The organism is Luteolibacter algae, assembly GCF_042683045.1.
GTDB lineage: Bacteria > Verrucomicrobiota > Verrucomicrobiia > Verrucomicrobiales > Akkermansiaceae > Luteolibacter > Luteolibacter algae.
The window spans coordinates 362173-388195 of the sequence record NZ_JBHUIT010000002.1 but is presented as its reverse complement, the minus strand read 5'-3'; the positions used below and the strand labels follow the sequence as shown (position 1 = coordinate 388195).

Annotated in this window: 21 protein-coding genes and 1 pseudogene; 11 read left to right on the top strand and 11 right to left on the bottom strand. The window is 54.0% G+C overall.

The window, feature by feature from the left end:
* Positions 1-11: 11 nt before the first annotated feature.
* Positions 12-377 carry an MmcQ/YjbR family DNA-binding protein gene (locus tag ACFSSA_RS02915; protein ID WP_386818272.1) on the bottom strand — a complete coding sequence of 122 codons (366 nt, stop codon included), beginning with the start codon at positions 375-377 and terminating at the stop codon, positions 12-14.
* A 139-nt stretch (positions 378-516) separates the two neighbouring features.
* Here ACFSSA_RS02915 and ACFSSA_RS02910 point away from each other — a divergent pair, with 139 nt between their 5' ends.
* The 3 genes from ACFSSA_RS02910 (at position 517) to ACFSSA_RS02900 (ending at position 2988) form a co-directional block, all read left to right on the top strand.
* Positions 517-1557 carry an endonuclease/exonuclease/phosphatase family protein gene (locus tag ACFSSA_RS02910; protein ID WP_386818271.1) on the top strand — a complete coding sequence of 347 codons (1041 nt, stop codon included), beginning with the start codon at positions 517-519 and terminating at the stop codon, positions 1555-1557.
* Positions 1558-1845: 288 nt separating this feature from the next.
* Positions 1846-2337, top strand: coding sequence for a transcriptional regulator NrdR (nrdR, locus tag ACFSSA_RS02905; RefSeq protein ID WP_386818270.1), 492 nt, complete (start codon positions 1846-1848; stop codon positions 2335-2337).
* 84 nt (positions 2338-2421) lie between these two features.
* Complete coding sequence (locus tag ACFSSA_RS02900; RefSeq protein ID WP_386818269.1) at positions 2422-2988, top strand: hypothetical protein; 567 nt, start codon at positions 2422-2424, stop codon at positions 2986-2988.
* On the opposite strand, the gene ACFSSA_RS02895 is transcribed toward ACFSSA_RS02900, so the two are convergent.
* The 3 genes from ACFSSA_RS02895 to ACFSSA_RS02885 form a co-directional block, all read right to left on the bottom strand.
* Positions 2985-3602: a hypothetical protein gene (locus ACFSSA_RS02895; RefSeq protein WP_386818268.1), complete on the bottom strand. Its 618-nt coding sequence runs from the start codon at positions 3600-3602 to the stop codon at positions 2985-2987. The two genes, ACFSSA_RS02900 and ACFSSA_RS02895, sit on opposite strands and share 4 nt — an antisense overlap.
* On the bottom strand, positions 3592-4701 hold the full coding sequence (locus ACFSSA_RS02890) for a patatin-like phospholipase family protein (protein WP_386818267.1): 1110 nt from the start codon (positions 4699-4701) through the stop codon (positions 3592-3594). The genes ACFSSA_RS02895 and ACFSSA_RS02890 overlap by 11 nt, the downstream gene beginning before the upstream one ends.
* A gap of 468 nt (positions 4702-5169) precedes the next feature.
* Complete coding sequence (locus tag ACFSSA_RS02885) at positions 5170-5964, bottom strand: PPK2 family polyphosphate kinase (RefSeq protein ID WP_386818266.1); 795 nt, start codon at positions 5962-5964, stop codon at positions 5170-5172.
* A gap of 143 nt (positions 5965-6107) precedes the next feature.
* On the opposite strand from ACFSSA_RS02885, the gene ACFSSA_RS02880 reads away from it, so the two are divergent.
* The 4 genes and pseudogenes from ACFSSA_RS02880 (at position 6108) to ACFSSA_RS02865 (ending at position 13168) form a co-directional block, all read left to right on the top strand.
* Positions 6108-7670: a Ppx/GppA phosphatase family protein gene (locus ACFSSA_RS02880; RefSeq protein WP_386818265.1), complete on the top strand. Its 1563-nt coding sequence runs from the start codon at positions 6108-6110 to the stop codon at positions 7668-7670.
* A gap of 24 nt (positions 7671-7694) precedes the next feature.
* On the top strand, positions 7695-9785 hold the full coding sequence (gene ppk1, locus ACFSSA_RS02875) for a polyphosphate kinase 1 (protein ID WP_386818264.1): 2091 nt from the start codon (positions 7695-7697) through the stop codon (positions 9783-9785).
* Positions 9786-9938: 153 nt separating this feature from the next.
* Positions 9939-11422, top strand: a pseudogene (locus ACFSSA_RS02870) (MFS transporter).
* Positions 11423-11449: 27 nt separating this feature from the next.
* Complete coding sequence (locus ACFSSA_RS02865; RefSeq protein WP_386818263.1) at positions 11450-13168, top strand: protein kinase domain-containing protein; 1719 nt, start codon at positions 11450-11452, stop codon at positions 13166-13168.
* On the opposite strand, the gene ACFSSA_RS02860 is transcribed toward ACFSSA_RS02865, so the two are convergent.
* From ACFSSA_RS02860 to ACFSSA_RS02835, 6 genes are all read right to left on the bottom strand, one after another.
* Complete coding sequence (locus tag ACFSSA_RS02860) at positions 13142-14179, bottom strand: L-threonylcarbamoyladenylate synthase (RefSeq protein WP_386818262.1); 1038 nt, start codon at positions 14177-14179, stop codon at positions 13142-13144. The genes ACFSSA_RS02865 and ACFSSA_RS02860 overlap by 27 nt on opposite strands.
* A gap of 67 nt (positions 14180-14246) precedes the next feature.
* On the bottom strand, positions 14247-14996 hold the full coding sequence (locus ACFSSA_RS02855; protein WP_386818261.1) for a hypothetical protein: 750 nt from the start codon (positions 14994-14996) through the stop codon (positions 14247-14249).
* Between the two features lie 17 nt (positions 14997-15013).
* Positions 15014-15451 carry a nucleoside-diphosphate kinase gene (ndk, locus tag ACFSSA_RS02850; RefSeq protein ID WP_386818260.1) on the bottom strand — a complete coding sequence of 146 codons (438 nt, stop codon included), beginning with the start codon at positions 15449-15451 and terminating at the stop codon, positions 15014-15016.
* A 129-nt stretch (positions 15452-15580) separates the two neighbouring features.
* Positions 15581-16942, bottom strand: a complete 1362-nt coding sequence (gene asnS / locus ACFSSA_RS02845; RefSeq protein ID WP_386818259.1) for an asparagine--tRNA ligase — start codon at positions 16940-16942, stop codon at positions 15581-15583.
* Positions 16943-17027: 85 nt separating this feature from the next.
* Positions 17028-19784: a methionine synthase gene (gene metH / locus ACFSSA_RS02840; protein WP_386818258.1), complete on the bottom strand. Its 2757-nt coding sequence runs from the start codon at positions 19782-19784 to the stop codon at positions 17028-17030.
* 138 nt (positions 19785-19922) lie between these two features.
* Complete coding sequence (locus tag ACFSSA_RS02835) at positions 19923-21014, bottom strand: homocysteine S-methyltransferase family protein (protein WP_386818257.1); 1092 nt, start codon at positions 21012-21014, stop codon at positions 19923-19925.
* A gap of 184 nt (positions 21015-21198) precedes the next feature.
* Here ACFSSA_RS02835 and ACFSSA_RS02830 point away from each other — a divergent pair, with 184 nt between their 5' ends.
* Positions 21199-23343, top strand: a complete 2145-nt coding sequence (locus ACFSSA_RS02830) for an AMP-binding protein (RefSeq protein WP_386818256.1) — start codon at positions 21199-21201, stop codon at positions 23341-23343.
* Positions 23344-23384: 41 nt separating this feature from the next.
* Positions 23385-24269 carry a sugar phosphate isomerase/epimerase family protein gene (locus ACFSSA_RS02825; protein ID WP_386818255.1) on the top strand — a complete coding sequence of 295 codons (885 nt, stop codon included), beginning with the start codon at positions 23385-23387 and terminating at the stop codon, positions 24267-24269.
* Positions 24270-24298: 29 nt separating this feature from the next.
* Here the strand turns inward: ACFSSA_RS02825 and ACFSSA_RS02820 are convergent, their stop codons facing one another.
* Positions 24299-24913 (bottom strand): trimeric intracellular cation channel family protein, encoded by a 615-nt coding sequence (locus ACFSSA_RS02820; protein ID WP_386818254.1) that lies wholly within the window; start codon positions 24911-24913, stop codon positions 24299-24301.
* 131 nt (positions 24914-25044) lie between these two features.
* Between ACFSSA_RS02820 and ACFSSA_RS02815 the strand changes: the two genes are divergently transcribed.
* On the top strand, positions 25045-25569 hold the full coding sequence (locus ACFSSA_RS02815; protein WP_386818253.1) for a rhodanese-like domain-containing protein: 525 nt from the start codon (positions 25045-25047) through the stop codon (positions 25567-25569).
* A gap of 149 nt (positions 25570-25718) precedes the next feature.
* Entirely contained in the window at positions 25719-25988 is a 270-nt protein-coding gene (gene rpsO / locus ACFSSA_RS02810; RefSeq protein WP_386818252.1) for a 30S ribosomal protein S15, read from the top strand.
* The last annotated feature ends 35 nt before the right edge of the window (positions 25989-26023 follow it).

The window sequence follows — 26023 nt, the reverse complement described above, 5'->3', positions numbered from 1 at the left end:
CTAACAGGATTCTAAGGGAACCTGTCTTGGCTCAGTTCATCGCGCTTCTTCCTGGTGAGCGATTTCATTACCAGATCGTAGGAATGTTCTACTAATTCCTTCACTAGCTCCGGGGGAAGTGTCCCATCCAGCAAAAGGGTGTTCGAGTGCCGCTTGTTCATATGATATCCGGGAGTAATTTCCTCATATTTCTCCCTCATTTCGATGGCTCGCTCCGGATCGCATTTCAAGTTCAGCCGGAGAGGTTCTTTCACCGGTGGATAGCAGGCGAACATTTTATCCCCCACTTTCTGAACAAGCACTTCCGGCCCGAAGGGTGTGGTCTCCTCAACATAAGGAAGCGCGTGCAGGAGATTGGCGAGGGCGGAAGGACTCATCGACCGACCGGATAGCAAAAGTTCCAACAAATTGGAACCGCTGAAAACCACTCTCGGAAGATATCCAGCCGATCATTGACGGCGGGAGTCATTTGACGAACTCCGCTGCATGGAGTTGTTTGGTTGGGTGATCGCTGAAATGATATTCCAACTCCTTGCCCTCTTTATTACCATAGGCACATTCATTCCTTTGATCCGTTGCGATTATTGGATGATCAGAGGCTGGGATTTCCCCAGAATTCAGCTATTCGTTGCTGGTCTACTGGTGATGCCGGGTTTGTTCATCTTCGGTTTTTCGGATTCCGAAACCGGTCGGGACTGGTTGATTATCTTCCTGCTCGCCTCCGCCCTACTTGCTCTCGCCATCTGGATGTGGCGCTACACCCCTCTACACAAAAAGGAGGTCCTGGACGGAACCAGCGAGATAAGAATCAAATTTCTGGTTTCCAACGTTCTGATGTACAATCGGAAAAGCGATAAACTCCTCTCCCATATCCGCGAATATCAGCCGGACATCTTCGTAGCATTGGAAACGGACAAATGGTGGAACGACAAGCTCTCCAATCTATCGGGGCAGTATCCCCACGCTGTGGAACTCCCCCAGGAAGACACCTATGGGATGGTGGTTCGCTCGCGGATACCATTGATCGGAACCACCGTGGAATACATTATCAGAGAAAATATTCCTTCAGTGCATGCCGCCATCCACCTCAGCGATGGGACCTTGGTGAAACTCCATATTCTTCACCCCAAACCTCCTTTCCCGGATGAGGACAGCACTTCGACAGACAGGGATGCGGAACTCCTGATCATCGGGAAACGAGCTGAAGAACACGGTGGACCGACCATCGTTCTGGGGGATTTGAATGACGTCGCCTGGTCACGGACGACGCGCCTGTTTCAGAAAATCAGCCGATTACTGGATCCTCGCGTGGGCAGAGGTTTCTTCAGCACCTTTCACGCTCACCATTGGTTCCTCCGTTGGCCCCTGGATCACATCTTTATCTCGGATCATTTCCGCGTCATCCATCTCAAACGGTTGCCATCAGTGGGATCGGATCATTTCCCCATGTTTGCAGAGTTCTGCTACCAGCCAGAAGGTGCCAACCATCAGGAAGCACCGGAGGAACAGTCTGGAGACAAGGCGGAAGCGGATGAAAAAATCTCCGCGGCAAATTGACCGACCCGCATGTAAAAAAGCGCCCAAACAGACCGGAAAGATCGCGCTTTGCAAATTATTTCGCCAACCAGATGGACCACATTTCCTCAAGTTTGCCTGACTGTCGCTCCCCTTTCGCACTTTTTGGAAACTTCTACCGGAGCCATTTTCCCGCAGGTCGAATTTTTCAAAAATAACCCATAAGACCTATTGATCTTCAAGGTTCACATGCAATATGTGCTACCGTTTTCGAATTGACCATACCACATGAGCGATTAGAGTATAGCGCATTGTTTCACCTCCCGATCTATGCGTTGCGTTCAATGCGGTTCCCTTAATGACAAAGTGCTCGATTCACGTTCCTCGAAAGATGGGACGACGATCCGCCGTCGCCGGGAATGCCTGAAATGCGCGTATCGATACACCACCTATGAGCAAATCGAGCGCACCGAACTCCGAGTTGTCAAAAGAGACGGGACTAGAGAATCGCTCAACCGCGAGAAACTAATGGGAGGACTCATCAAAGCTTGTGAAAAGCGCCCCGTTTCTATGGAGAGACTGGATCGCGCGGTGGAGGAAATTCTCACAGACCTTCACAAAGACCACCTTAGCGAAGTGCCCTCGGCATCAATCGGCGCCAAGGTGATGGACAAGCTCCACCAGATCGATCCGGTAGCGTATGTGCGCTACGTTTCAGTCTACCGCCAGTTTGAAAACGTCAATGAGTTCATCGCGGAGATTCAGTCCCTCTCGCGACGCGCGGCAAGGGATACCTTCCAGAGACGTTTGTTCAAAGAATAGGTCCAACCAGCCAAAATCCGACCTTCACCCAGACTGCTGTCCCACCCCAAACCACTTTTTCATAACTACCGTTAATACTTTTTCGTGATTTCATACATCGGCAACCGCCCCGCTATCCAAATCGGCCCCTACCAGGTGCTCGATTACGATACCCTGTGGCTGGAGGATGCCTTGCGCCGTGCCGCGCAAGCTGCTGATTTGGAGGATTTTCCCTTAGTCGAGGAGATTAGAAGCGGGGTGGAGCTTTATTTGGAAAACAAATGTCCACTCCGGCTCCTTCTTCTGGAAGATCTCTATGAGCGGGTGCGCAAGATGCTTGTAAAAATCGGCTGCGAAAAGATCGCGGAGAAACTCGAGCCACTGGCCCCGCCCGTCACCGTTTCTCTGGTGAAGGCCGCTTATGATGCCGGGAACGGATTCGAGCTGGGTTTTTTCAAGGCGATTCGCAATGAGCTATCGGAACTGAGAAACGCGGGTGCCGAGCAAGTCCACTTCACTGGATTGCGCGAGAGTGCGCTGATCCTTCGAGGGCGGGAAAAATGGAACAAGCACTGCGATTCTCTCCTTGAAGAGATCAAATCATTTCTGACCGCTTGCGATCGCGAGCAATCACGCAGATCAAAGGCGCTCCGTCTCAGTATGGAAAGTTAATGAACCGCGCCGGAATACCGCCGATCGAGAAATTCCAGTAGTTCTCTTCTCGTCTCAAACCCATGCTTTGCCGCACGGCTTTCGTCTACAGGAACCTGCCACCTTGCGACCAGGGATCCGGTATCAATAATCCGGCTCGGCGTGCCTGTATCCCGTGCGTCTGCCACCGTTTCGCCCGTCCCTCCAATCCCTTTCTGGGGCTGGCCATTCCACGCAAACAGAAAGGCATCCGCCCATTCCAAAAGCTGTGTGGAAACCACATGATACGCCTGCGGGGATTCATATCGGCCCGGAATGATATATTTTACCAGAGAAACACTCATCAGCTGCTGGGCAAGCTGCCATTCCGCCTGATCCTCGAAATCCTCCGAGAATCTCTCCTCGGAAAATGGAAGAATCACAATGGTCGGAATCCGCAGCTCGACACAGGCGCGGAGGAAAACCAAATCCGCTCCGGCAGCGGCACTCGATATACCAATCATTTTCTCGCCTAGAGCTTGTTTCATCATCTCGACTTCATGCCGGATCACGATGGCTAGTTTTTCTTTGTCCGCCACTTGCCGGTGCCCGGCGAAGCCGAGCAATTTTGGCTGGAGCTTGGTATTATTCATCATCGAAGTGTTCTAATTTCACGACATCCTCAGCATGTGACGCTCCGCATTCACAGAGAAAGTCCATGAGTTCGAGATTGTCCAATGTGAAACCGTGCTTGGTGACAGCCTCAGCCGCTTTCAGGTCGGCATCTGTAAAAATCTTGTCATATCTGGCATAGATATATTCCGGATTTTCGCTTGGCCGGGTAAGAGCGCCTAGCTCGCCATCTATCGGCGGCCCGTAACGACACTCGCCATGCACTCTGCACAGCAAATCCTGATACTGCTGGAATGATCCGATCAACGCCGAGGGCAAATTCTTCGCTTGGGAAAGCACATCAAGCATATGCTGATCCCGTCCAAGCTTGGTGCCACCCGTGCCAATGGAAACCACAGACATCCGCTCTCTACCACTTTTCCAGCCAAGATTATACTCCGGCAAGGTCGCCATGATCTTCAGCAAATAGGCGGGATTATTAAAAGGAGTGATCCCGCCATCCTCAAAGGCGAATTCCATATCCTCACCCTTCTCACCCTTGACCCGTAAAATCTCCGGAGGAAAAAATGTCGGAGCCGCCGTGCTGGCTCTAACCAGCTGCCACAACGGAATTTGCAAATTATTTCCCGGTGAGGCTGGATCGTTGTATTTCGCTTGCGGATTGTTGGAAAGTGGCCAGGGAGAACCTGTGGAGGCATTTCGTGTGACGACAAGAAGCAATGTTTTGAGCTTCTGTGTGCCGAAAGTCGCAGGGGTTCCATCATCCTCGACAAAAAACTTTTGGAGGAATTCGGTCAACCCATCGGCAACAAATTTGTGGCTGGTGAAACGCGTGGTCCACCCGGATTTCTGGAACATCGCCAGCGCGTTGATACGGTATAATCTTTCGATCTCCGCGACCTCTAGTCCCCAGGAAAGGAATGCAGCGATAATTGCCCCTGTGCTGGTGCCGCCGATATAATGAAAATGATCCGCCAGCACCAGATGAGGATTCCCTGTCCTTGCCCGGAGCAGCGTCTCGATTCTTTTCGCGTACTGAAGGGCAAAGAGCCCCCGGATCCCGCCTCCATCAAAAGCCAGCAATCGCGCTCTTCCGGAAGGAGGCTCGGTAATAGATTTCATTGCTCGATATATAAGTGCCTTTTACAGGCATTGCTCAAGCAAAACCGAGCGTATCACTTGCGTCCAAGCGCCGGGTGCCGATCACACGGCACTGCAAAACAAAAACAAGTGCACAGGGTGCATAGCACCATCGGCAGCCATCGTGAGTTACTCTCGCTGAGGATCTGCGCGAAATAGAAATATTCATTTTGCTGCGGAGATACGAACAAGAATCCTGGTATTGTCTGTAAGGCACCAAACAATAGGACTGGCACACACAACAGGATCATAAAGATCGCATTCCGTGTGTTGAACTGTGCCGTTACGCACAGAAGCGGTCCACGGACAAATCTCAGCACCGGATACTTATTGCACGCACGTTGGAAGCGACTTGAGCGACGGGTATTCATGACACTTGGTCAACTTACACGCCCTGCCTGTATTAACAATCCTATTTTACAGTCAAGAATTCCTAATAAGCTTTAAGTATCAGTCGTTTACGACGATTTCGGAGGGATTCCAGTCGATCTCCGGGAAACGCATATCGAGTTTCTTCAAGGTATCCACCATGATCCTTGCAACGATCAAATTCCGATACCACTTGCGATCTGCCGGAACGACAAACCAAGGTGCGTAATCCGTGGACGTCTTGGCCAGAACATCCTCGTAGGTCTCCATGAATTCCGACCACAGCGCCCGGTCTTTCAAGTCGTCTGGATTAAATTTCCAATGCTTGTCCGGATTCACTAAGCGGGACTCAAGCCGTTCCTTCTGCTCTTCCTTGGAAATATGAAGGAAAATCTTCACAATGGTGGTGCCTTCTTCCGCAAGCATACGCTCGAAATCAACGACATGCCGGAAACGGCGCTTCCACACCTTGTCCTCGTAAATTTTCTTCACCTTCACTGCGATGATGTCCTCGTAGTGGCTACGATTGAAGATTACCAGCTGGCCATTTTGCGGGACCTTCGCGTGAACCCTCCATAAAAAGTCATGGGCAAGTTCCTCTTCGTTCGGCTTTTTGAAAGCACGGACATGGATTCCCTGGGGATCGATCCGGGAAAAAACGTGTTTCACGCAGCCGTCTTTTCCACCGGTATCCATCGCTTGGATCACGACGAGAACCCGATGCTTATTCTGTGCGTAAAGCATCTTCTGAAGGTGCTGGAGCTCATCCTGCAGCTTATCGAAGGCGGCGTAGCTTTCTTCTTTTCCGCCTTTTTGGAACAAAGTTTGTTCCCCTGGATCAATCTTACCGAGATCCACTTTGGATCCGGGTTTCACTATATATCGTTCGGAAGCTCCGCTGACAGGCATAGCCTTTTATCACGTTGCGAGCTTGATGTGACAAGCTTCGTCTGCATTTTCCCGCTCATCGTCACATATTCATCATTGTAAATCTACGTCGCTGGGAGTGTCATCTTCACATGCTTCCAGCGCGGAAAAAAACCACATTGCACCCGGACAATCATGCGAAGCTTGTCACCGCACTGCATATCGGAGCCAGCTCCGTATCCATGATCATTGCCGAGCGCGATGCCGATGGTGGGCTCGTCGCAATCGACTTTCTGGAGCAACCCGCAGCTCTGGCACAAGATGTGTTTGGAAACAATCTTGTCTCCAGCGCGACTACTGAGCGCATCGTATCAATTATCCGCGGCTATCAAGAGACTCTTGCCGAGCTAGGCCTGGATCCGCACAATTTCCACCGCTCTGTAGCCACAAACGTTCTCCATGAGGCGGCCAACCACGAAACCGTCCTCAATCGCATCCGCATTGCCTGCGGACTTCCTGTCTCGATGATCGATGATGGTGAGATGACCCGTCTGATCTATCTCAAAACGCGCCGCCGCATCCAGCATCTTCCGGCCATGAGCCAACGCACCGCTCTGGTTGTGCACGTCGGCCCGGGCAACACACGGGCACTGCTGTTCCAGGAAGGACTCATCACCCGATATACAAGTTACCGGATGGGAACACACCGCACCCGCGAGGCTGTGGAAGCTTCACTGGCCGAGGGCCCGACGCTTATGCGCGTCATCCGTGAGCATGCCTCCGGAAACCTCTCACAGCTGAGGTTTGATTATTCGGACGTCGAGATCGATGGCCTGGTCCTTATCGGCTACGAAATCCAATCGGTCGCACGCTTCGTGACCAAAAATAATGAAGCATGCTCACTGAAGCGCTTCCGGGAATTTACCGCGGAAACCGCATCTCTCACCGATCTTGAAGCCGTAAAGCGCTTCCAGCTGGATTACCAGACAGCAGAGGCCCTGATTCCTGCCTTGGAGATCAATCTCGCGATTGCGGAATCACTGAATCTAAAAGAAGTCCACATTCCCATCAGTGAATATGAGCAAGGTCTTCTGCAAGATCTTCTCGCCTCCCGGATCATCACAGACACCTTTGCGGAGGAGGTTCTTCGCTCGGCCCGCATTCTGGCGGACAAATATCAGTCCGATCCAAAGCATGGCGCTCACGTCGGCAGCCTCTGCGAGCATTTTTTGAAGAATCTGCAAGATCTGCATAATCTAACAGAGCATGATGCGCTGCTTCTCCAGGTCGCATCCATCTTGCATGAAGTGGGCACCTACGTCAGTCCCCGGGCTCACCACAAGCACTCGGAATACATTATCCTAAACTCGGAAATCTTTGGTCTTGATCGCCTGGATGTCACCATCGTTGCTCTCGTTTCCCGCTATCACCGGCACTCGGGCCCCCGTCTCGACCATCCCTCATACGCGGCGCTCTCAGTGGAAGACCGTATTCGTGTTTGCAAACTCGCAGCCATTCTCCGCGTGGCTGATGCCCTTGAGCGCACGCACGCACAACGCGTTTCAAAAATAGAAATCAGCCGCACCTCCAGTAAACTCAAGATTCGCCTCCCAGGCCTCGAAGATGCCGCCATCGAGCGTCTCGCCATGGACTCGAAGGCAGATCTCTTCGAGCATGTCTTCGGCCTCACGGTCGTCATTGAGGAAGACAATTAACCCGCACTTTTCCGAATCATTCTCATGCCTGAATACCATAACCGCGAACTCTCTTGGCTCGAATTCAACCAGCGCGTCCTCGACCAAGCTCTAAAGGAATCCATGCCGCTACTCGAGCGAGTCAAATTCCTGGCCATCTCCGCCTCGAACCTGGATGAATTTTTCCAGGTCCGCGTTGGCTCGCTGATGCTCCTACGCCGTAGTGGCAGAAAAACGAGAGACAATTCCGGCTACACACCGTTCCGCAACCTCGCCGCCATTCGTGAGCGGGTTTTGAAAATGAATCAGGATCAATATGATCTCCTGAACCACACCCTTATTCCGGCGCTGGCACAGAAGGGCATCGTGCTTCTTTCCGCGGAACAGCTCACAGATATCCAGCGTTCGCAGACCGCCATCATCTTCGAGGATAATATTTCTCCTCTCCTTACGCCCCTCGCCGTAGATCCGAACTCCCCTCCGCCAATCGTTCCGGCCCTGCACATCGTGCTAGCCTGTCGCTTGGTGGATCCCGCGGATAAATCCACCCGCCATGTGCTGATCCCGATTCATGAAAACCTGCCACGCCGGATTTCCATCACCACCGAGGATGAGACCCATGCGTTCATCCTTATCGAGGATCTCATCGCCGCCCACGCGGACCGGCTTTTCCCCGGTGAAAATATCACAGCCACGACAGCCTTCCGGGTCACCAGAAATGGCGATATCGCCGTCGAGGAGGAAGACGCCACCGATCTGGCCGATGAGATGGAAGATGTTCTCACCGCCCGCCGCTTTGCCGATACCGTGCGTTTGGAAATCCGCGCCAGCGCCCCGCGCGATCTCTCACGGATGATTCAAAACGTCACCGCTTCCAGTGCGCAGGAAATCTACCGTCACGATGGACCACTGGGGCTTTCCTCTCTGATGGAACTCGCCTTTCTACCAGACTTCGACCACCTCCGCGATGAGGACTGGCCGGCCCAGAATAGCCCCTCGATCACTCCGGGTGCCTCAATGTTCGAGACAATCGCTGCAAACGATATTCTCCTTTTCCACCCTTACGAGTCCTTTGACCCGGTCATACGCATGATCGAAGAAGCGGCATCCGATCCGGATGTGATCGCGATCAAACAGGTTTTATACCGCACAGCCCGCCAGTCCCAAATCATCGATGCACTCATCAAGGCGGCGGAAAACGGCAAGCACGTCACCGCGCTGGTGGAACTCAAAGCACGCTTTGATGAGGCGCGGAACCTTACCCGTGCGGATGAACTGCAGCGCGCCGGTGCGCAAATCGTTTACGGGGTAAAAAATCTCAAAACCCACGCAAAAATTTGCCTCATTCTCCGCCGCGAGTCCGGCCGCATCCGGCGCTACGTGCATCTAGGCACGGGCAACTATAATGAGACAACTTCCCGCCTGTATACCGATCTTTCCTACCTCACCTGTAAGTCGGAGTATGGAAACGATGCTTCGCTGCTTTTCAATGCGGTCACCGGACGCTCAAAGCTCCTTCGCTTTCAGCGGCTCATTCCCGCACCATCGGCAATGAAGCCGCTCCTTCTCGACTATATCGCGGGCGAAACGGAGCGAGCCAAGCAGGGGCTCCCGGCAAAAATCATCGCCAAGACCAATTCACTCCAGGATCCCGATATCATCGCCGCACTTTACACCGCCTCCGAAGCTGGCGTGGAGATCAAACTGAACGTCCGTGGTATTTGCTGTCTCATACCGGGTGAAAAATTCTCCAGGAATATTGAAGTCGTCTCGGTGATCGATCGTTTCCTCGAGCATGCGCGACTCTTCTATTTCCATCAAGGCGGCGACCCGGAGGTCCTCATTTCATCGGCAGACTGGATGACACGTAACCTGGAAAAACGTGTGGAACTGATGATCCCGATCGATGAAAAGACGATCAAACGCCGCCTTATCAAAATCCTCGAAGCTTACTTCAGGGACAATCAGAACGCGTATCACATCCTCCCGGATGGTAGTTCCGAGCCGATCACCCCGAAGCGTGGAGAAAAAGCTTTCCGCGCCCAGGAGTATTTTTACACCCAGGCAAAGCGGGTGGCCAAAGCCCGCGAACATGAGCGCTCGATGACTTTCGAGCCCCACGTCCCGCAAGAGTGAGCGGTCTGCAAAGGCAAGCCGCGCAGCGCACGGGAGACGAGCTATGAATCCAGCTCACCTTCATTATCACAATAATGACGTCCGCTCAGGCTCCAGCCAAGCGACACTGGCATACCCCAAGCTAACAAAGGTGCTGAACCTCAAATTCAGCCAATGTCTACAGATCCATCCGGAAAACTACGTCTTCTCGACTTCAAATCACCTGCGATAAAAACGCTCCATGTCTCGTGGATCGCTTTTTTTCTAACGTTTGTTCTATGGTTCAGCCACGCGCCATTCAAGGGTGCCATCACCTCAAGCTTTGCGATGAGCGACGCCCAGTGGAAGGCTCTGCTGATCCTGAATGTGGCCCTCACCATTCCCGCACGCATCGTGATCGGGATCCTTGTCGACAAGTTCGGCCCCAGGGTTACCTACTCTCTGCTGTTGATGTCTGCAGGAGCTCTCTGCTCGTTTTTTGCCCTCGCACAGAGTTTTGAAATGCTTGCCCTCGCACGCTTCCTGATGGGATTCGTCGGGGCGGGGTTTGTTATTGGCATACGCTTGGTCGGGGAATGGTTTCCGGCGAAGCAAGTCGGCCTCGCGGAAGGCATCTACGGTGGATGGGGTAATTTCGGCTCCGCGGCAGCAGCTATGCTCCTACCTACAGTGGCCCTCATGTATGGCGGGGAAAACGGCTGGCGCTATGCCCTACTTTCCATCAGTGCCGTCGCTTTCGTATATGGGTTCTTCTTTTACAAAATCGCCCGCAATACGCCCAAGGGATCCACATATTTCAAACCGAAGAAATCCGGCGGGCTCGAAGTTTCCACCCCGCGTGATTTCTATTTCCTCCTGGCGATGAATGTGCCGATGTTCGCGGCACTCGCTTTGCTTGCGTGGAAATTATCTCCAAGTGGCGTGAATCTTCTCCCCCAGCCCTTCGTCATCATTCTCTACGTGGGACTCGCTCTGCTGTTCGCTTTTCAAACTTACCAGATCTACCGCGTGAACGCTGAAATGCTCAAGAACGGCGGAGTCCCGGAGCACCAACGCTACTCTTTCAAACAAGTTGCGATTCTGGATATCAACTACTTCATCACATTCGGTTCCGAGCTTGCAGTTGTTTCCATGCTGCCTTCGTTCTTTGCGGAGACCTTCAAACTCAGCCCTGTGTGGCTGCCGGCCTTCTCGCATCCGGGTTCGCATTTATGAATCTTGCAGCACGGCCTGGAGGCGGATGGATCTCGGACAAGTTCGGCCGTAGAAAAACCATGCTCATCCTCCTAGGCGGGCTCGCTCTCGGCTACCTCACCCTTTCCGGCATTACCCCCGGTTGGCCGGTCGCCCTTGCGGTAATGGCCACGATGGCATGTTCATTTTTCGTCCAGGCAGGTGAGGGCGCGGTCTTCGCAATGGTTCCTCTCGTGCAGCGCCGGATGACAGGACAGATCGCGGGCATGGCCGGTGCCTACGGCAATGTGGGCGGCGTGACTTTCCTGACCATCTACTCCTTTGTGGATGCATCCACTTTCTTCACGATCATTGCGGCATCATCCGTGGTCGGTCTCGTTGCCTCTTGCTTCCTCAAGGAGCCGAAGGGCCATATCTCGGAAGTCGCGGAAGACGGCTCGGTGCAACTGATTGAAGTCGCGTAAGCAAAGGGACGCAGGTAAATCTCCCGTATGCACCTCAGCGGAAAAATCGGCCTGGCTGTCGGACAATTCACCGACGCCGGGCCAAAACCCCAGAACGAGGATTTCCTGGGAATCCAAACCCCGGAGGGCAGTCTGCTGGCCACCAAGGGCATCGCCGCATGTATTGCAGATGGGGTTTCCGCGGCCAGCGCGGCGAAGGAAGCCAGCGAAACCGCCGTCCGGGGATTCTTGAGCGACTACTATGAAACCCCGGAGTCCTGGGAGGTGAAAACCGCAGGACAGCGGGTTCTTACCGCGATCAATCGCTGGCTTTTTTCCCAGGGGCAGGGACACTCGTCAGCGGAGAAAGGCTGTGTCACCACCTTTACCGCCGCAATTTTCAAATCCCACACGGCTCACGTTTTTCACATCGGCGATTCCCGGCTCTATCGTCTGCGCGGAGCAGAGCTTGAGCAAATCACACGGGATCATTCCACCCGCGTATCGGCCGCTACCTGCTACCTCACCCGCGCGATGGGGATCAGCCTCAATCCCAACATCGATTATCATGCTATTCCACTCGAGGCAGGGGATATCTTCGCCCTGACCACCGATGGCATTCACGGGTTTGTCCCAACGAAAAAAATCCTCGCCGAGCTCTCTTCCGGTAGGGAGCCGGACGAAATCGCCTCCGCACTGGGAGAGGCAGCTTCCATCGGAGACGACAATCGCTCGGCCTTGGTGATCCGTATCGATTCGCTTCCCGACAACGACAAAGATAATGTGTTCCGCCAGCTCAGCCATCTTCCTTTTCCGCCGGATTTGCTACCCGGCCAATCCATCGACGGCCTAATGGTGGAACGCCTTATTGCCGCGTCTCCGAATTCCCAGCTCTACCTGGTGCACGATATCCATGCTGGAGACCGACCTTTCGTGCTAAAGACTCCTTCCGTGAATTATGAGGATGATGCCTCTTATCTGGAGCGTTTCGCGCTTGAAGAATGGATCGGCCTGCGGACGGATAATCCTCATCTCGTAAAAGTTGTTCACCGGGAAACGCCCCGCAACTTTCTATACTACGTTCTCGAGCCCGTGGATGGCCCCACACTCGCCCAATGGAGCGGAGACAATCCCTCTCCATCCATCGAATGCGTGGTAAGGATCGTGGACGGAATTGTCGCCGGGATCCGCGCGCTCCACCGGAAAGATACCATTCACCAGGATCTCAAGCCGGAGAATATTCTGATGGATTCCAGCGGCTGTGTGAAAATCATCGACTACGGCAGCTGCCGTATTGGCGGCATTTCCGAGATCGCTTCGCCCTTTGATCGGCATAGCGCGCTAGGCACCCTGGATTTTTCCGCACCTGAGTATCGGCTCGGCGCGACGGCCACGACCAAGGCCGATCTTTTTTCGATCGCGGCGATCACCTACTACCTTTTAACAGGAGGAAAACTCCCCTACGGCGAGCGGTGGGAAAAGGCGCGGACACTCCGGGACTTCCTCACCCTGGAGTATACTTCCGCTACCCTCTACAATCCGATGGTGCCGCTCTGGATGGACGGCACGCTGCGCAAAGCCCTTTCGATATCGCCCGACTCACGGCACGAAACGATGTCGGAATTCATCCGCTATCTATCCGAGCCGGATCCTGCGATTTTCACTAACGGTCCGCTACCCCTCGCCGCCAGAAACCCGCTACTTTTCTGGAAAGTCGTGAGTCTCGTGCTGTTTCTGGCTTTATTGCTGAGCTGGGTGCTTCGCTGAAGCCCGGCGAAGCCGATCCATAATGGCCACACCCAGGCCAGTCTCGCTCACCGGCTCCGCGATGATTTCATCCAAGCCCATTTCATCCATCTCGCGCATCACATAAAATAGACGGATGGCAGCCTCCGCAAGTTTTCCGCTTCCCGGGCTTAGGGCGACCACGCTGTCCCACTCGTGCATGCGGACAAATTCTCCGCCTTCCTCACCTTTGTAGCTTAGCAATCCATAGGTCTTTCCTTCCTCCGGGATGAAATCGGACGGTTTTTCAATCAGACGAAACGGGGTGAGCGGAGCGTAGTGACTCTCCAGTTGGCCGGGTGCCTGTAGTTTGTCACCCGGTTTCACCTTCTCTATTTTACCAAACTTCTGAAGCTGCTCCTTGGTGATCGGACCGGCACGATGGATGTAGAAAATGGGTTTCTTTCCTTCGCGGGGCTCAATGCGGATAATTGTGCTTTCAAGACCCTCATTGCATGCGCCGGCGTCCACGATGAGGGGAATGCGCCCTTCCAGTTCCTTCATCACAGCTGCTGCGGAAGTGGGGGAAATACGGCCGAAACGATTTGCACTCGGCGCGGCGATCGGCTGACCCAGCGCCTGATTGATCGCGCGAAAAATCGGATGCCCGCTCTGGCGGACTGCGACGGTGGGCAACCCACTCGTTACCAGATCCGGGATTTCCGGAGTTTTCGGCAAAATGATGGTCAGAGGTCCCGGCCAGAACTCATTGGCGAGTTTGTTGACCGTTTCCTGAATATCTTCCGGCACGATGGCAACGCGCTTCAGGTCCTTGAGCGTAGCGATATGAACGATCAACGGATCAAAGTCCGGGCGCTCCTTTGCCGCAAAAATTTTGGCAACCGCTTCGGGATTGAACGCATCCGCCGCGAGGCCGTAGACCGTCTCCGTCGGGAGGGCCACGATTTCGCCATTTTGCAGCAGATTGACAGCCTCGTTCTGCGCTTCCTTCATGCCATCGTCAGTGGCCTCAATGATTTTCGTTTCGAACACGTTGTTATCTTTAAAAATTCAATGGCTGCGGGCAATAGCGAACTGCCCGCCACGCCGTGCGCTCGTTCTAGCTATTTGCGCCCAGTCGGTAAAACGCCCAGCGCAGCTCCTCCTCATATCCATGCATACTGGGATAAACCTGATCCAAAGCCAGTTCCCGAAGACTGCGGTTCGTTCTCTCCGGTGGAACAATCGCCAGAAGATCTACCATCAGAACCAACAGTTCCGTGGAATTTTTCAGCCTGACATGCCTATCGCCGAAGAAAATCACAGAATCCGAATCCAGCTCCAGAGAGATCCGGTGTGGAGCGGTGCTGAAGAAGAAATCCACCCGGAAAGAAGTTTTCGTTTCCTCGCATTTTACCGCTCTTTCGACCGGGACGGTATAGTTTCCATATCTGGTCTCACGTGTCTCGGACACCGTCTTATATCTGGTGATCAGCTTATTCCGGGAAACCATCCCCGCAGAGATGAAAACCAGCTCGTCTTTATTGCGATCCTGCCGTCGGTTCATCGAGTTTGTCAGAATGACCTGACTCTTTGTCAGAGCAACGCGCTGGCAGCGAATATCCGGATGGAGCGCAGGAATATCGTCATCCCCGACCACATCGGTTGCACATCCTTTGGAGCGCAGCGCGGTTTGCAAAAGCCGGGCATCCTCGATACTTATGCCAGAGACCACAATGCCGAACCAATCGCTGACAATGCCAGCGCAATCAGCCTTTGCAACAGATGGGACTTCTACGGAAATTTCCTCCAGCTCCTGCCGGCTCGGTTTCGGATCGAGCGATTTGAGCAGCAGGCTGAAGGTTTTCATCTCCGCGGGAACTCGGCTCAATAAGCGAAGATCTCGTCCGCTTTGAAGAAGCGTTTGATCTCATCAGCGGCAGCTTCCGGAGAATCGGACGCGTGGCAGACATTCCGCATTTTCGCGTCAGCGTCCTTGAAGCCGAAATCGCCACGGATAGTGCCGGCAGGAGCCGCCACGGAATCCGTAGGGCCGAGCAGATCACGAACGCGGGAGATCACATCCTCACCCTCGAGAGCCAGCGCGATGACTGGTGCTTCCTGCATGAAACCGCGGACGGAAGGGAAAAACGGCTTATCCGCGATGTGCGAGTAATGCTCTGCAAGGATCTCATCACTGAGAGTCATCATTTTGATTCCACGGATGGAAAATCCTTCCTTCTGGAAGCGTGCAAGCACCTCGCCGGTGAGATTTTTGGAAACTGCGTCTGGTTTGAAAAGAATTAGTGTGGTTTCGGTAGCCATGCGAGTGAGTTAGGGGGCGCTTTGCCGTGGTGCAAGCCTTTTCAATACACATGGCGATGCGGGACCAGGGATCTTGTCCGCAGTGATGGGTCCGTCCCAGGAAAAGATTAGCAGCAAGGGAAAGTGTGGCTAGAACTCACAGTGCCCGGGAGTCCGCGGAAAAGGAATGACATCGCGAATATTCTGAATGCCCGTGACAAACATTAATAAACGCTCGAAGCCAAGCCCGAAGCCCGCGTGCGGGACAGTGCCGTATTTCCTCAGATCCGCATACCACCCGTAAGCCTCCGGATCGATCTTGTGATGCTTGAAGTTCTCCAATAGCACATCGTAACGCTCCTCGCGCTGAGAGCCTCCAATGATCTCGCCAATCCCTGGAACGAGCAGATCCATCGCTGTGACGGTTTTACCATCTTCATTCAGACGCATGTAGAACGGTTTGATCTCCTTTGGATAATTGTAAACCGTGGTCGGCTGCTTGAAATATTCTTCCGTTAGCCAGCGCTCATGCTCGGACTGAAGGTTCAGGCCGTATTTTACCGGATACTGGAATTTCTGGCCTGACGCTTCCAAGAGCTTCACCGCCTCCGTGTAACTGATGCGCTGGAACGGTTTTTCGACAACGTGTTCAAGCCGCTGGCGGAGCGTTTTATCCACGAATTTCTCGCAGATGGAGAGATCGTGATCCTGGCCATCAAGCGCCTCCTTCACCAAAAATTTGATCATCTCTTCGGCCACATCCATATCGCCGGCCAAGTCGCAGAACGCCATCTCTGGCTCGACCATCCAGAACTCCGCGGCATGACGGGAGGTATGGGAGTTCTCCGCACGGAAAGTCGGGCCGAAGGTATAAATATTCGAGAGAGCGCAAGCGAACGTCTCGCCTTCCAGCTGGCCGGAAACTGTGAGATAGGCGCGTTTTTCGAAAAAATCCTCGGAATCACGGGAGATCTTATCGTCCGGCAGGGTCGTGACCCGGAACATTTCTCCCGCACCCTCACAATCACTGGCAGTGACGATCGGAGTGTGGACGTAGATGAAATCCCGCTCCTGGAAAAAGCGGTGCACCGCATAAGCCATGCGGGAGCGGATACGAAAGGCCGCGCCGAAAAGATTTGTGCGCGGCCGGAGATGGGCGATGGAACGGAGGAACTCTGGAGAATGCCCTTTTTTCTGCAATGGATAATCTTCCGGCACCGCTCCGAGAAGCTTGATGCTGGATGCCTGCATTTCCCAGTCCTGCCCCTTTGCAGGGGATGCGATCAGCCTCCCCTTGACCGAGATTGAGGCCCCCGTGGCCATTTTGTGAATCTCTTCATAGCCGGGTATATTCGCATCCGCGACGATCTGGAGATTCAGCAGCGAGCTCCCGTCGTTCAGCTCTATAAAGGAAAAGGCCTTGGAGTCACGGCGGGTCCGGACCCAACCGGCGACTTCCAATGAATCTGTGGCTTCAGTGCGTGTGAGAACGTGCTTAATAAGGCTGCGCATGGCGCTGAGAATAGACGATGGCGCGGTCTTGGAAACGGGGAATTTCCACAGGAAAGAAAATTTCCCCGCCAGGCATGGAAACAGGCTACTTCGTCACGTAGCCGAGCCATGGCCCGAGCCATTTCTCCGCTTCCTCCACCGTCATGCCTTTACGCTGTGCATAGTCCTCCACCTGATCCTTCTGCAGATCCGAAAGGGCAAAATAGTGACTCTCCGGATGGGAGAAGTAGATGCCGCAAACAGCCGCTCCCGGATGCATGGCGCAGCTTTCGGTGAGTTCCACGCCGGTGGCATCGCTTGCTCCGAGAAGATCGAAGAGAATTGGCTTTTCCGTATGATCCGGCTGGGCCGGATAGCCTGGCGCCGGGCGAATTCCCTGATATTTCTCATGAATCAGCGCGTCTTTTGTCAGCTCACCTTCCGCCTCGTAATTCCAATCGATCCGCGCCTTGCGGTGGAGCATTTCAGCAAAAGCTTCCGCCAGGCGGTCAGCGAGCGCCTTGACCATAATTGAGCCGTATGGATCGTGCTGGGCATCCAGTTCACGTGCGTATTCGTCCGCCCCGTGAATGCCTACCACAAAGCCGCCGAGGTAATCTTCCCCCATCGGTTTTACCCAATCCGAAAGCGCGGCATTTGGTTTACCGGAGGTTTTCTTGAGCTGCTGGCGCAGAGTGTGGAACGTGGTCCGCAGGCTACCATCCTCATTCCAGACCCTGATGTCGTCCCCATGCGAATTCGCGCGGAAAAATCCGTAGATCCCCCGGGCTCTGAGACGATCCTCCTTGATGAGATTTTCCAGATAAACATTGGCCTCCGCGTAGAGTTTTTTTGCCTCGGCCGCTCCCCCCTCATTTTTTGTTTTCAGAATTTTCTTATCCCGATCCCAGACGCCGCGAAGCTCCCAGGCATGAAAAAACGGGGTCCAATCGATATATCCGGCAAGATCTGCAATCTCCGGCTCGATCGTTCTCGTGCCAGTGAAATCCGGAACCGGCGGGGTATAATTCTCCCAATCAATTTTCGGCGCCTCTGCCCTGGCCTCCGCAAGCGATATGGTTTCCTTCTTCGGGCCGCCGAGAAAATTGTCGCGCGCCTTCTGCTGCTTCTCCCGCAGCTCCCTGACAAAACCTTCGTATTGATCCTTCGAGAGCAGCGAAGTGGTCACAGGCACCGAACGTGAAGCGTCGAGCACGTGAACCACCGGGCCGGAATAATGCTCGGCAATTTTGATCGCAGTGTGGGCGGCGGAAGTTGTCGCCCCACCGATGAGCAATGGGATCTTGAACCCACGACGCTCCATTTCCCTGGCGACATGCACCATCTCGTCGAGCGAGGGAGTGATGAGCCCGGACAGCCCGATCACATCGGCGCCCATTTCCACGGCCCGGTCCAGAATTTTGTCACAAGGAACCATCACCCCCATATCGGTGACTTCAAAGCCATTGCAGGACAGCACCACGCCAACGATATTTTTCCCGATGTCGTGCACGTCACCCTTCACCGTTGCGATAAGGAAACGTCCGGCAGAATTACCGCGCTCGGCGATTTTCAGGGCTTCGTCCCTCGTCATGCCGGGATTTTTTTCCAAGATGGCAGCGATGTTGCCAGCGAGGTTTTCCGCCTTTTCAGCCTCCATGTAGGGGAAAAGCCAAGCGACCGCCTTTTTCATGACACGGGCGGACTTTACCACTTGGGGGAGAAACATTTTTCCGGCTCCGAAAAGATCACCCACCACTCCCATCCCGTCCATCAATGGACCTTCAATCACCTTCAAAGGCCTGCCGTATTTCAACCGGGCAGCCTCCGTATCCTCATCGATAAAGCGATCAATTCCTTTCAGAAGTGCATGTTCCAGGCGTTTTTCGACAGATTCCTCCCGCCACGAGAGATCTTCTTCCAGCTTCTTCCCGCCCACCCCTTTGAAACTCTCCGCCAGATCAAGCAAACGCTCCGTCGCCTCGTCACTACGGTTCAAAAGCACGTCCTCCACACAGGTGAGGAGCTCCTTGGGAATCTCATCGTAGACCTCAAGCATTCCCGCATTCACGATGCCCATATCCATCCCGGCCTTTGTGGCGTGATAGAGGAATGCGGAGTGCATTGCCTCGCGGACAGCGTTGTTCCCCCGGAAGGAAAACGAGATATTGGAGACTCCGCCGGAAACTTTCGCACCCGGCAGGTTTTCTTTGATCCAACGCGTCGCATTGATGAAATCCAGCGCGTAATTGTTATGCTCTTCGATCCCCGTTGCAACGGTCAGGATATTGGGATCGAAAATAATGTCATTCTGATTAAAGCCGACTTCATCGACCAAAATCCGGTAGGCCCGCTCGCAGATGCGGATTTTTTCCTCATAAGTCGCAGCCTGCCCGTTTTCATCGAAAGCCATCACCACGACGGCCGCTCCGTATTTCATGATGTGCCGGGCGTTCTTCTTGAAGATCTCCTCACCTTCCTTTAGCGAGATCGAGTTCACGATCCCTTTTCCCTGAAGATGCTTGAGACCTTCCTCGAGAATTTCCCACTTCGAGGAATCCACCATGATCGGCACCCTCGCGACATCCGGCTCACCCTGCAGGAGATCCAGATAACGCGCCATCATCGCCTTTCCGTCAATCAGGCCGTCATCGAAACAGATATCGATCACGTTCGCTCCATTTTCCACCTGTTGCCTTGCGACTTCCACCGCAGCCTCCAGATCACCGGCGCGCACTAGCTTCGCAAACTTCGGGGAACCCGCGACATTCGTCCGTTCACCGATCATGAGGAAGCCTTTTCCTTCATCATGATTATAGGCTTCCGTGCCGGATAGTCGAAGGGCTGGTTTGATAGATTTCATAAAATTATAGCGTCCACTGCCTCAGGAGAAACAGCAGGAGTTCAAAAAACATAAGCAATGAATCGAAATTTAATGTGCTATCCATGCTTCATACTTTCAAAGTTCCGCGGAAAAGCGATCTCATAGTCGCCATAAACCTCATCGCCCGGGCACCGCTCTTGGTGCAACCCCTTTTACTCCCTCCGCGATGGCTCTGACGTGCTCAGGGGTATTCCCGCAGCATCCGCCGGCGAAATTAACCAAGCCGCTCTCCGCGAAATTTTTCATGAATTCCTTCATGTGCTCCGGCTCCAGATCAAAGCCGGTTGGCGCCAATGGATTTGGCAGACCAGCATTCGGATAAGCCGATACATAAGTGCCCGCAACGCCGGAAAGCTCCTCAAGGAACGGCTTCATCAAATCCGGACCCAGAGAGCAGTTCAGTCCGATGCCAAGCGGCTTGATATGTGCGAAGGCATTCCAGAGCGCCTCCACCTTCTGCGCGGAAATCATCGTCTCGCCACCCAGGCCGACAGCCGCGGAAACGATCACCGGCAGAGTCAGCTTTTGCTCCTCGAAGACATCCTGCACGGCCACGGCAGCCGCCTTTGCGTTGAGCGAATCGAAAATCGTCTCGATCATCAGAATATCACACCCGCCTTCGATGAGGCCCCGCACCTGCATCCGGTAGGCTTCCAGCACCTGATCGAACGTTACCACGCGGAACGCCGCATCCTCCGCATCCGGAGAGTTGCTCAGGGAAACTGTCAGCGGCCCGATCGCGCCCGCCACATACCGCTTGATGCCGGTATCCGTTGCCACATCGTCCGCGGTTTTACGTGCCAGGCGGGAGCCCTCCACATTCATTCGCCAGGCGAGCTCATTCAAAAAATCATTCTCCAGAATCTTCTGAAAAAACTCAGGATCCTTTCTTCCTCCCGTCTCACGAGGATCCTCCACGAAAAACTCGCTCTGGGCGATGCCGGTAGCGGAAAAGGTGTTCGTCTCGCAAATATCAGAACCCGCCTCGTAAAAACGCCGGTGAATATCAGCAATCACCCCGGGATTAGTCAGTGAGAGAATATCCCCGTTGTTCAGCAGATCCTTTTCATTATCCTTGAACTCCCCGCCTCTGGCCGCAGCCTCATCCAGACCGTAGGTGCGGATTGTCGTGCCCATCGCGCCGTCCAGCACCATAATTTTTTCTGAGAGGCTCTTTTCGAGTTCCGCCGTAAAATCCTGCTGTGCCATGCCGCAGGCTAGGCGTGCGCAGGAAGGGATTCAAGAGTCAAATCATCAAATCAAGATATGATGATAACTTACTACAAACAGCGTCATCTCCGTTCAATTCCTTAAAACTCCGTTGATTTTACAAAAAAATCCGTGCTACCAGCGCTAAAAACCCGCATCTATTCCCTAGAAAGCTTTCAAAAAAATGTCCGCCGCCATCCAAGTCCTGCACCAAGACCGCATCCCATCCACCGGATTTCTAGCCATCCCCGGACGCCTCGATTTCAATCAGCTCCTCCATCTCGAAAAGCTTTTCCAAGGACGGAAAATCACCTACCTCATCGAGGAAAACGACCACCACGATCCCGCCTTGCGTGGTCACATGGAAAAATCCGGCTCCGGAGCAATGTTCTCCATCACGGATAAAAATCCCGCCGCAGCTGGCCGGGAATTCGCCAATTTCCTCAAAGACAACGGCATTATCCTGTATGTTCCCGGGCGCGCGGCGACCCGCCCGGCGACTCCCGTCCACATTCCCGCCGGACATCTGAAAACTCTCACCGCGTTCAAACTGCCTGTGCTCCCGATCGCTCTGGACTGCCCGCGCGAATCCTGCCTGAGCATCGAAAAGATTTCCTCCCTGCCATACGCGGTAATATGTCCGGGCAGCCTGATTTCTGCCGGAGATGTCTCCTTGCCTGCCTACCAGGCGGGCATTCTCGAAGCTTTCGAGGAAGCTTACTCCTCCCGCGCGATTCTCAAAACTTCGCTTGCCACCGCCCTACTCCACGGCTTGAAAAACAATCCCGCCGACAAGTTGGTCGATGGCGCGGACGATTCCGTCCTGAATTTCTCCAAGATCCTACCCGTTGCCATCGCGCTATCCAAATATATCCGCGAGGAAACCGATAAGCCGCGCGTGGCAATCGTCCTGCCCCCGGGGAAAGGCGGCCTCATCGCCAATCTCGCAGTGCTATTCGCCGGAAAGATCCCGGTTAACCTCAATTTCACCGCCTCCCACCAGGCCATCCGTTCATCGATCAGGCAAGCCGATGTCGATCGCTTTATCACAGCCGATCCTTTTGTCAGAAAAGTATCCACCTTCCCCTGGCCGCCGAACCGGGATCTCATTTTCATCGAGCGCACGATTCCGGAGCTGAAGAAGGAAATCGTAAAATGGGGGATTATTTCAAAACTCCTTCCCGCCGCTGCATTGGCGACTCTACTGGGCCTCAACAAACGCCGCGACAATGATGAAGCCATTCTGCTCTTTACCTCCGGCTCCTCCGGAGAGCCGAAAGGAGTGCCACTTTCCCACCGCAACGTTCTCGCGAACGTTACCCAATTCGCCTCACGCCTGAACATCGGACGGGACGCCTCCCTGCTCGGCAGTCTCCCGCTATTCCACTCCTTCGGCTGCACGGTAACCCTCTGGTATCCGGTCATTGAGGGCATAAACCTCATCACCTACCCGTCTCCGCTGGAGACCAAGAGACTCGCGGAGCTTATTTCCCTCCACCAGATCAATGTCTTGCTCGCGACGCCGACCTTTCTTCGCGGCTACATGAAACGCATTGATCCCGCACAACTCCAGTCACTGAAACTCATTGTTACCGGTGCCGAGAAACTCCCGCAAAACCTCGCGGATTCCTTCGAAGAAAAATTCGGCGTCCGCCCGATGGAAGGCTATGGCCTGACGGAAACCTCCCCGGCCACCAACGTGAACCTACCATGTCCGGAAGATCAAGCGGACACGCATATCCTACCCGCACGCTCCAATGGCTCCGTCGGCCAGCTGCTTCCCGGCATCGCCATCAAACTGATCGATCCCGCCACGGAAAAATCCGTCCCACTGGATCAGCCAGGCATTATTATTTTCAAAGGCTCCAATATCTTTCCCGGTTATCTCCGCGACGAGAAGAAGACCAAAGAGGTCCTCTCCAGTGACGGTTGGTTCAAAACAGGAGATGTTGGTAAGATGGACGAGCACGGCTTCCTCCATATCCAGGGACGCATTTCGCGTTTTTCCAAGATCGCGGGAGAGATGGTTCCCCACGAAACCATTGAAGCATCCATCAACCAGGTTCTGGGTCTTGATAGTGAAACCGAGCGAAAAATCGCCATCGTCGGCATCCCCGACGAGCAAAAGGGCGAAGCCATCGTGCTGCTCTCCACCATCGCCAGCCAGGCGCTGGAGCAGGAATGCATCGATCTACGTTACAAACTCCTCGATCACGGGCTGACTTCCCTCTGGTGCCCGCGGGTCATCATTCCGGTTAGCGAGATCCCGCTCCTCGCCTCCGGAAAACTCGATATCAAAACCTGCCAGGAACTTGCCGGCGCTCGATAAACCCTCTTGTAGCAAAGCATCAAACCCATCATTCTTCTTCCATGAAAACCTTGAACCGCCGCCACTTCCTCCGCAACACCGCTGGAACAGTCCTCGCGCTGACAAGCGTCCGCTCGCTTTTCGCCGGAGAGTATACCAGCCCCTACATTGATCATATGGGACTGCAGATCTATACCCTGCGGGATGCGCTGAAAACCGACACTCCAGGCACCTTCAAAGCGGTCGCGGAAGCAGGCTACAAACAAGTCGAGATCTACGGATTCCCGAATGCCGGGCCAATGCTTGAGGCAGCGAAGGAAAATGGCCTGGCTGTGAACTCCAGCCATATTGATGTGAACACCATCGTTAAGGCAAAAGACGCGGAACTTGGCGAGTTCAAGAAAAACGTGGACCTCGCACACTCCATCGGTCTCAGCCACTTCGTCATCCCTTACGTGCCGGAGCCTCTCCGCACAAATCTGGATGGCTACAAAGCTCTGGCGGAGAAATTCAATCAGGCCGCTCAGATCAGTAAGCAAGCGGGCATCCAACTGTGCTACCATAACCACAATTTCGAGTTCCAGCCCATGGAAGGCGGTCAAAACGGTTACGATATTTTCATCGCCGAGTTCAGCCCCGAGATGATGTTCGAAATCGACGTCTTCTGGGTCAAAGCCGCCGGCCAAGAGCCGTTGGAACTGATCGAAAAGCTCAAAGGCCGCGTAGCTCAGCTTCATTTGAAGGACCTCAAGAAGGGTATTGAGATCCCGACCTACGGAAAGCTTCCTGAAGATGCGTTCAAGGAAATCGGCAATGGCATGATCCCGATGGAGCCAATCATGGCTGCCGCCCAGGCCGCCGGTGTGAAACATTGCCACGTGGAGCAGGATCAATCACCGCACCCGATCGAGAGCATCCAGGAAAGCATGCGGCATTTGAAAGGCTGAGGTTTCCGAGGGCAGACCTGGTAACGCTATTATTCCTCTCTCGCCTGGAGGGGCAGCCGCAACCCGAAATGGATCGCGGCTAGGCGGATCCCGGCGGTCACCACCGTGGTAATCGGTATATTATAACGTGGCAGCATTCCCAGCAAGTCACCCAAAAGGTAGACAAGCCCGCCGAGCAAAGCCGCCGTCGCATAAATCTCCTTCCGGAAAATCAAAGGAACCTCTGCCCGGAAAAGATCTCTTAGCACCCCGCCGAAAGTCGCGGTGACCAAGCCCATCGCCAGGCACGCCCATGGCGCAAGTCCCTGATTCTGTGCGACCTGTATTCCGATACATACAAAAACTCCAAGCCCCACCGCATCAAAGAGCGATACCGCCCGCTGCCATTTCTCCCACAGTGGCTCTGCGAACAGCGAGACGATGGTAGCGCCCGCCGCGAGCGAAATGTAAGCCGGATCCCTCAAGACCGGAGGCGGCGTCACTCCGATCAAAAGGCTCCGCAGCGTGCCGCCGCCAATTGCGGTGACCAGAGCCAGCATAAACATCCCGAAGATATCCATCTCGTTCTTGCGTCCAGCGATCGCCCCTGAAATGGCGAAAAAGAATACACCTGTGAGATCGAATACATAGAGAAAGTAAGTCATCAGTCGCGCTGGCCAGACTAAAACACGACAGAACGCCAATAGCCACCCGGCATTTTCCGGAACCATTCCACATACGCGCGGCAGATTGAGTCATCGCTGGAAATTTTACCAAGCCACCTTAAAGATAAATCATGAACACAATCCAAGTCGAAGCTCTCCATCAAAAGCTATCCTCCAGCCAGATCACTCCAGCCCAGATCATTGATGTGCGCACGCCTGCGGAATACAGAGAGCGGAATATTGAAGGCTCCACCCTCCTGCCTCTGGATGAGCTCAACGCGGATAAAATCCATGGGGTTGTGGAAAATCAGCCCATCTATCTTCTCTGCAAATCCGGCGCCCGCTCTGCGAAAGCCAAAGCAAAACTCGCCGGACAAAACCTTGCCGACACCGTCATCATCGACGGGGGAATCGATGCCTGGGCCGCGGCCGGGCTGCCGCTGAATCATGGAAAATCAACCATGTCTCTGGAGCGACAGGTGAGAATCGCGGCCGGATCATTGGTAGTATTTGGCTCCCTATTGGGTCTCCTGGTTCATCCTTACTGGCTTGGAATTCCCCTATTTGTAGGATCCGGGCTGGCCTTTGCCGGTCTCACAGACACCTGCGGAATGGGCATGATGCTAGCAAAAATGCCGTGGAACCGCATCTCCTGAAAATTTTCAACAACCCAGAAACCATTAAGAAACATAAACAAACCAGCCGCCCAGACAGCGAAAATCCTTGCAATCCACTCTCATCCCCGCTTCATTCCGCGCGACTAGGACGGCTTGGCGATGAACGCTAAGCCCATCCCTTATTTATTATGAGCGTAAACGCACCACAAAAAGAAATCGACCTCAAGTCGTTCCAAGCACACGAAGGCGACACCGGCAGCGCAACTTATCAAGTGGCCCTCCTTACCCTTCGCATCCTCCACCTCACGGATCACCTCAACGCGCACAAAAAGGATTTCTCCTCACGCCGCGGCCTCCTCAAGCTCGTAGCCCAGCGCCGCAAGCTTCTTGATTACATCAAGGGCAAGAATGAGGAAAGCTATGTGAAACTCATTGGAGACCTCGGACTCCGCCGCTAATCCGGACCATCTCGCAACAGCAGCCACGGGAGTCT